The organism is uncultured Pelagibacterium sp. (assembly GCF_963972885.1).
Taxonomy (GTDB): Bacteria; Pseudomonadota; Alphaproteobacteria; order Rhizobiales; family Devosiaceae; genus Pelagibacterium; species Pelagibacterium nitratireducens.
On sequence record NZ_CAXAXY010000035.1, the window covers coordinates 20,076 to 27,299 of the forward strand.

Here is a 7,224-nt window from a genome sequence, read left to right on the forward strand (position 1 = left end):
CCTCAGAACGCGGCTTCGACGTCGCCCATGGCGACATAGACCGACTTGACCTGCGAATAGTGCTCGATAGCCGCGCGCGCGTTTTCGCGGCCCACGCCCGAATGTTTGACGCCGCCAAACGGCATTTCCACCGGCGTGAGATTGTAGGTGTTGATCCAGCACGTTCCCGCTTCGAGCGCGGCGACCGTACGATGGGCGCGGGTGATGTCTTTTGTGAACACACCTGCCGCCAGACCGAAATCGCTGCCATTGGCGCGTGCGATCACTTCGTCTTCGCTGGCAAACGAGAGAACCGAGAGCACCGGCCCGAAAATCTCCTCGCGCGCGATGCGCATGTCGTCGGTGACGCCGGTGAAGAGGGTCGGTTCGACATAGAACCCGGCGGCGGCGAAGTTGCGCGGCACGCTGCCGCCGAATTCGAGTCGGGCGCCCTCGGCTTTGCCGATCTCGATATAGGAAAGAACCCTGTCGCGCTGGGCGGCGGAGACGAGAGGTCCGATCTGGGTCGCTTCGTCTCGCGGATCCCCGATCACCGCCCTGTCAGTGCGTTCGGTAAGGCGGGCCACGAACTGGTCGTGAACCGCCTCATGGACAAATACGCGCGTGCCATTGGAGCAGATCTGGCCGCTGGAATAGAAATTGGCGTTGATGGACGCGCTGACGGCGTTTTCGATATCGGCATCCTCGAAGACGATGAGGGGCGACTTGCCGCCCAGTTCCATCGTCACGTGGCGTATGCCTTCGGCTGCTGCTGCATAAACTTTGCGTCCGGTGGGGACCGAGCCGGTGAGCGACACCTTGGCGGTGCGCGGGTCAGTGGCGAGAGCCGCGCCGACATCGCCATAGCCCTGGATGACATTGAACAGGCCCGCGGGCGCGCCGGCTTCAACGAAGATTTCGGCCAGCTCCAGCGCACACAGCGGGGTGAGTTCGGAGGGTTTGAACACCATGGCATTGCCGCAGGCCAGTGCGGGGGCGGCCTTCCAGGCGGCGATCTGGGTGGGGTAGTTCCAGGCGCCGATGCCGACGCAGACGCCGAGCGGTTCGCGGCGGGTATAGGCGAAATCCTCGCCCAGAGGGATGGCTTCGCCATTGATCGTCGGTGCAATGCCGCCGAAAAATTCCAGAGCTTCCGCGCCCGAAGTGGCATCGGCGACCAGGGTTTCCTGGATCGGTTTGCCGGTGTCGAGGGTTTCGAGTTCGCTCAGTTCCTGATTGCGCGCCGTGATGATGTCGGCGGCGCGGCGCAGGACGCGGCCGCGCGCCACGGGCGTGAGGGTGGCCCATTGCTTTTGAGCGCGATGGGCGGACTCGAGAGCCTTGTCGATGATGGCGGGCGTTGCCGAATGGAGCGTGGCGATCACCTCGCCGGTGGCCGGAAAAATGCAGTCGATGGCCTTGCCGGCGGTGTCTTCGACATAGGTTCCGTCGATAAAATGGCTGGCCTTGGGCTGAGCGTTGATCATTGTTCGCCTCGGGGAAAGCGTTTGGAGTCTTCGAGGTGGTTGAGGTCCATGTGATTGCGCATGTAGCGCTCCGAAGCGCGCTGGAGCGGCTCGAAATCCCACGGGAAGTATGTGCCGTTGCGCAGCGCTTCATAGACAACATGCCGCCGCGCCTGGCTCTGGCGGATTTCGGCGTCGAAGGCTTTGAGGTCCCAGAATTCGGACGCCATGGATTTCAGGCGCGCCAAGGTTTCCGCGTGCCGGGGGTCTGACGCAAGATTGGTGAGTTCGTGCGGATCGGTTTCGAGGTCGAACAGCAGATCGGGATCGAGCACGCAGCTTATGAATTTCCAGCAGCCCTCGACGATGCCGACGAGCGGGGCGTAGGACGCCTCTGCAGCGTATTCCATGCGGACCGGGGTCGTGCGGACGCCGCCCCGCGCCAGTGGCATGAGCGTTTCGCCGTCGGTCCACGGGGTCACTTCGCCCAGTTCGATACCGACGAGATCGGCTAAGGTCGGGGTGACGTCGAGGGTGGAGACAGGCGTATCGACGCGGCGGGGTTCAAGGCCCGGTGCCGCGACCATCAGCGGGACACGCGCGGAGTCTTCGAAAAAGCTCATCTTGAACCACAAGCCCTTTTCGCCAAGCATGTCGCCATGGTCGGAGACGAAGACGATGATGGTGTTGTCGGTCTGGCCGGTCGCGTCCAGCACCTCAAGAATGTCGCCGATCTTGTCGTCGAGGTAGGAGATGTTGGCGTAGTAAGCGCGGCGCGACTTGCGGATATCGTTGGTCCCGATGTCGAAGGAGCGCCAATCATTGGCATCAAAGATCCGCTGCGAATGCGGATCGAGGTCGTCATAGGGAATGGCGGGCACCTCGGGATCAAGATGCGCACAATCCTCGTACAAATCCCAGTATTTGCGGCGGGCGACATAGGGGTCGTGCGGATGCGTAAAGCTGGCGGTCAGCATCCAGGGACGATCGTCATTGCCCCGCGCATTGTCGTAGAGCTTGGCGACGGCCTGAAAGGCAACATCGTCGTCATATTCGAGTTGGTTGGAGATTTCGGCCACCCCGGCGCCAGTGACCGAGCCCATGTTGTGATACCACCAGTCAATACGCTCACCGGGCTTACGGTAATCGGGCGTCCAGCCGAAATCGGCGGGGTAGATGTCGGTGGTCAACCGCTCCTCAAAGCCATGAAGCTGGTCGGGGCCGACAAAATGCATCTTGCCCGAGAGCGCCGTGCGGTACCCGGCGCGCCGCAGGTGATGGGCGTAGGTGGGGATGTCGGACGCGAACTCGGCTGCGTTGTCGTAAACGCGCGTGCCGCGCGGCAACTGCCCCGACATGTAGCTCGCCCGGCCCGGTGCGCACAAAGGCGACGCGGTATAGGTGTTGGCAAACCGCACCGAGCGTTGCGCCAGTGCCTTGAGATTGGGCGTATGCAGCCAGTCGGCCGGGCCGTCGGGAAACAGGGTCCCGTTGAGCTGGTCGACCATGAGAACGAGGATGTTGGGGCGGGCCGTCAAGTGCGTCCTTTCCGTTCGAGCCAGAGGTCGAGATAGTCCCGGACCATGTCGCGGGTGGCGCCACGGTCCGGAACCTCGTCCTGGAGCGCGTGGCGGATATAAAAGCCGTCGATCAGGGAGGCCAGACCCTGCGCTACCGCCTGCGCGGTCGCATCGTCGAACAGTTGGCGGAGGTTGAACACCAGGTTCGAATGCAGCCGGCGGGCATAGACCTGCAGCAGGCGGCGGGTGTCCTTCGATTGCAGGGCGCGCACGTAAAAGGCCAGCCAGGCGGCGACGATCTCGCGCTCGAACTGGCTCTCCTCGAAACTCGCATCGATGATGGCATCGATCCGCTCCTGGGGATTTTTTGCGGATTCCAGACGCTGGGCGACCGAAAGGCGGAAAGTTTCCAATACATGGCGCATGGCGGCGAGAAAGATCTTATCCTTGGATCCAAAGTAATGGTGCGCCAGGGCCGAAGACATTCCTGCACGTTTTGCAATCTGGCTTACAGTAACGTCGAGCGTTCCGGCCTCTCCAATCTCGGCAATCGTTGCCGAAATCAAAGCCTTTCGGCGCAGGATCGGCATGCCTTTGCTGGCCATATTTTCCACCGATATCAGAAACTGGGTTTACATCTCCTCATATTTTGTTTTTGATTGACCAGTCAATCAACAATTTCACACCGCATCACCAAGGAGATGGTAATGATCAAACACGCCGCTACGCTGACCAGCGCGCTCGCGCTTTCGCTGGTCTCGAGCGCTGCGTTCGCTCAGGCTCAGTGCACATCGGTCTCGTTTTCGGATGTCGGCTGGACCGACATCACCACCACGACCTCGGCCACAAAGCAGGTGCTCGAAGCGCTTGGATATGACGTCAACGTCCGCGTTCTCTCGGTTCCGGTAACCTTTGCTTCGCTCGAGAGCGACGACGTCGACGTGTTTCTGGGCAACTGGATGCCCAGCCAGCAGGCCGCTATCCAGCCCTATCTCGACAGCGGTGAAATCGAATCCGTGTCGGCCAATCTCGAGGGCACGAAATACAATCTGGCAGTCCCCACCTACACCTATGAAAAGGGCCTGCGGACCTATGACGACATCGCAGATTTTGCTGAAGAGCTCGATTCGACGATCTACGGCATCGAGCCGGGCAATGAAGCCAACACCTATCTGGTTGGCCTGATCGAGGAAGGCGCCCACGGTCTTGGCGATTTCGAAGTTCGCGAAAGCTCCGAACAGGGCATGCTCCTGGAGGTCGGGAGGGCCGTCGAGCGTGACGAGGACATCGTGTTCCTTGGCTGGGAGCCGCACCCGATGAATTCCAATTTCGACATGAGCTATGTCGAGGGCGGTGAAGAGTTCTTCGGCGGCGAGGGCAACGTCTATACCGTCACCCGCACCGGGTTTGTCGAAGAATGCCCGAACCTTGGCACCTTCCTTGAAAACCTCAGCTTCACGCTGCCTATGGAAAACCAGATCATGGGGATGATCCTCGACGAGGGCATGGATCCTGATGCGGCCACCATGGAGTGGATGCAGAACAATCCCGACCTGGCGCTGAGCTGGCTCGATGGCGTGACCACCGTCGACGGTGGCGATGCCGAGGCCGCGGTGCGCGAAGCGCTCGACCTTTAAGGCCGGCGCACGAGACGGCCCGGCTCAACCAGCCGGGCCGGTTATCTGATTTTACAATTATTGCGGGGACGAGCCATTGGAATGGCTGACTGAGAACAAGATTCCTGTCGGAGCCTGGGCAAGCAATTTCTTCAACTGGATTCGGGACAATCTCTCCGGGGTCATCGACGGGCTGGCCGAGGGCGCCGAGTGGCTGATCGAAGCACTTCTGTGGCTGTTGCAGACGCCCCATCCCCTCGTCATCGGCGCGCTTTTCGTGGGCCTGACCTGGGTGTTGCAGCGCAACTGGAAGACGTGCCTGCTCGTCGCGCTCGGCTTTCTCTTCGTGCTCAACCAGGGATATTGGGAGGAAATGACCGAGAGCCTGACCCTGGTCCTGAGCGCGTGTATCGTGTGCATGGCCGTGGGCGTGCCGATCGGGATTGCCGCCGCGCATCGTCCGGGGCTCTACCGGGTGCTACAGCCAATTCTCGATCTGATGCAGACGCTGCCTCCCTTCGTTTATCTCATCCCCGCCATCGTGTTTTTTGGCATCGGCATGGTGCCGGGCCTGTTTGCAACTGTCATCTTTGTTCTGCCCGCCCCTATCCGGCTGACCTATCTGGGGGTCTCCTCGACCCCGACCCCGTTGCTCGAGGCGGCCGAAGCGTTTGGCGGCACTGGCGGACAGAAGCTGATAAAGGTCGAACTACCCTACGCGCTGCCCCAGATCATGGCGGGGCTCAACCAGACCATCATGCTTTCGCTGTCCATGGTGGTGGTGGCCGCGCTGGTCGGTGCCGATGGCCTTGGGGTGCCCGTGGTGCGCGCACTCAATCAGGTCAACCCGGCGCTGGGCTTTGAGAGCGGCTTTATCATCGTGGTCGTGGCGATCATTCTCGATCGCATGCTGCGGATCGGACAGGACAACAAGCAATGAGCAAGGCCGTCATTTTCGACAAGGTCAATATCGTCTTCGGCGACAAGCCCGAAACGGCGCTGCCGCTGATGGACCAGGGCATGAGCCGGCCCGACATCCAGCAGGAAACCAATCAGGTTCTCGGCGTGCACGATTGCTCACTCGAAGTGGAAGAGGGCGAGATCGTCGTGCTCATGGGCCTTTCGGGGTCCGGCAAGTCCACGCTGTTGCGCGCGGTTAACGGGCTTAACCCCGTGGTGCGCGGCAATGTGACGGTGAGGAGTGGCGATTGGTCGGTTGATCCGGCCAATTGCAGCCGCGACGAGTTGCTGAAACTGCGCCGCGAATGCGTGGCCATGGTGTTCCAGCAGTTCGGCCTGCTGCCTTGGCGCAACGTGCTCGACAATGTGGCGCTCGGGCTCGAACTGGGCGGCATGGGCAAGGCCGAGCGTGAGGACAAGGTCCGCGAAGAGCTCGAACTCGTGGGCTTATCGGACTGGGCCGACAACAAGGTGAGCGAGCTTTCAGGCGGCATGCAGCAGCGTGTCGGGCTGGCCCGCGCCTTTGCCACCAAGGCGCCTATCCTCTTGATGGACGAGCCGTTTTCAGCACTCGATCCGTTGATCCGCGCGCGGCTGCAGGACGAATTGCTCGGGTTGCAGGAAAAGCTCAAGCGGACCATCATTTTCGTTTCCCACGATCTCGACGAGGCCTTCAAACTCGGCAATCGCATCGCCATCATGGAAGGCGGTCGGATTATCCAGTGCGGCACACCCCAGGAAATCATTGCCAATCCGGCCAATGAATATGTTGAGGACTTCGTCGCTCACATGAACCCCCTCAACGTCCTGCGGGCCGGCGACGTCATGACCACGGCTCTGTCGGAGAATTCGGACACGCAAGTCGATTTCGAGACACCGGTTTCCGAGGTCATCGATTCCCTATCCCAGGGGGCCTCGGTAATCGGGGTCACTGAGGCGGGCGAACCTGTTGGTGCAATCACCAACAAGGAGATCATTTCCGCGTTGCAGTCCAAGGAGAACGGCAGCGCTTAAGGCAGCAAGATTGCTTGCCTCTGAACCGCAAAATGCCAACCGGTTCGAGAACGGCTTTGCCATGGGACGGTCGTAGCGCGTGTGAAGGGCAGGCGCGGCGACCATGCCATCCCGAGGCGCTAGGGCACCTCGGCTGCCAGCCAGTCTCGCAGCGCGACGAGGGGGCGGTAGGATACGCGGGCCAGGGGGCAGGCCAGCCAGTAAGAGCCGGTGCCCGCGACAGCTGGTTCGAGCACTGGGCTTAGCCGGCCCGTCGCGATCTCGCTTTGCGCAATGTAGTGGGGCAGCAATGCCACCCCCAGACCGGCAATGGCCGCTTCGATCATCAGGGCGAACTGATCAAACATCATGCCCGAAACGGGTAAGGGCATTGCTCCTTGCCCGGCAAACCATGCATCCCATGCTCTGGGCCGGGTTTCGAGCTGGAAAAGCTGCAGGCCGGCCAGATCGCCGGGGGTGCCGATCGGGTGGTCGGCAAGCAGGCGCGGCGCGAGGCAGGCCGTGACGCGCTCGTCGAACAGCCGCATGTGCACCGCGTCGGGCGCCTCCCCATTGCCAAAATAGATCATCGCATCGAACCGTTCGGCAGTGAAATCGATCGGCCGGATACGGGTGGAAAGATTGATCGTGACGCCCGGATGTGCTGCAAGAAAATCGCCCAGCCGCGGC

At 61.4% G+C, this 7,224-nt stretch carries 7 protein-coding genes; 3 read left to right on the forward strand and 4 right to left on the reverse strand.

The features are described from left to right. Window positions 1-2 precede the first annotated feature (2 nt). Genes betB through betI form a run of 3 tightly spaced genes read right to left on the reverse strand, consistent with a single transcriptional unit; the run spans window position 3 to window position 3,570 of the window. Window positions 3-1,463, reverse strand: coding sequence for a betaine-aldehyde dehydrogenase (gene betB, locus AACZ55_RS07935; protein ID WP_339644957.1), 1,461 nt, complete (start codon window positions 1,461-1,463; stop codon window positions 3-5). Beyond that, window positions 1,463-2,983 (reverse strand): choline-sulfatase, encoded by a 1,521-nt coding sequence (betC, locus tag AACZ55_RS07940; protein ID WP_339644944.1) that lies wholly within the window; start codon window positions 2,981-2,983, stop codon window positions 1,463-1,465. The genes betB and betC overlap by 1 nt, the downstream gene beginning before the upstream one ends. Continuing rightward, a complete protein-coding gene (gene betI, locus AACZ55_RS07945; protein ID WP_339644947.1) occupies window positions 2,980-3,570 on the reverse strand; it encodes a transcriptional regulator BetI in 591 nt (196 codons plus the stop codon). The genes betC and betI overlap by 4 nt, the downstream gene beginning before the upstream one ends. Window positions 3,571-3,672: 102 nt before the next feature. Between betI and choX the strand changes: the two genes are divergently transcribed. From choX to choV, 3 genes are all read left to right on the forward strand, one after another. Next, window positions 3,673-4,602, forward strand: a complete 930-nt coding sequence (gene choX / locus AACZ55_RS07950; RefSeq protein ID WP_339644950.1) for a choline ABC transporter substrate-binding protein — start codon at window positions 3,673-3,675, stop codon at window positions 4,600-4,602. A gap of 76 nt (window positions 4,603-4,678) precedes the next feature. Then, window positions 4,679-5,521, forward strand: a complete 843-nt coding sequence (gene choW, locus AACZ55_RS07955; RefSeq protein ID WP_338607697.1) for a choline ABC transporter permease subunit — start codon at window positions 4,679-4,681, stop codon at window positions 5,519-5,521. Continuing rightward, window positions 5,518-6,555 carry a choline ABC transporter ATP-binding protein gene (choV, locus tag AACZ55_RS07960; RefSeq protein WP_338607696.1) on the forward strand — a complete coding sequence of 346 codons (1,038 nt, stop codon included), beginning with the start codon at window positions 5,518-5,520 and terminating at the stop codon, window positions 6,553-6,555. The genes choW and choV overlap by 4 nt, the downstream gene beginning before the upstream one ends. Before the next feature lie 119 nt (window positions 6,556-6,674). Here choV and AACZ55_RS07965 read toward each other — a convergent pair. Continuing rightward, on the reverse strand, window positions 6,675-7,224 hold a 550-nt coding region (locus AACZ55_RS07965; RefSeq protein WP_339644954.1), incomplete at its 5' end, for a LysR substrate-binding domain-containing protein.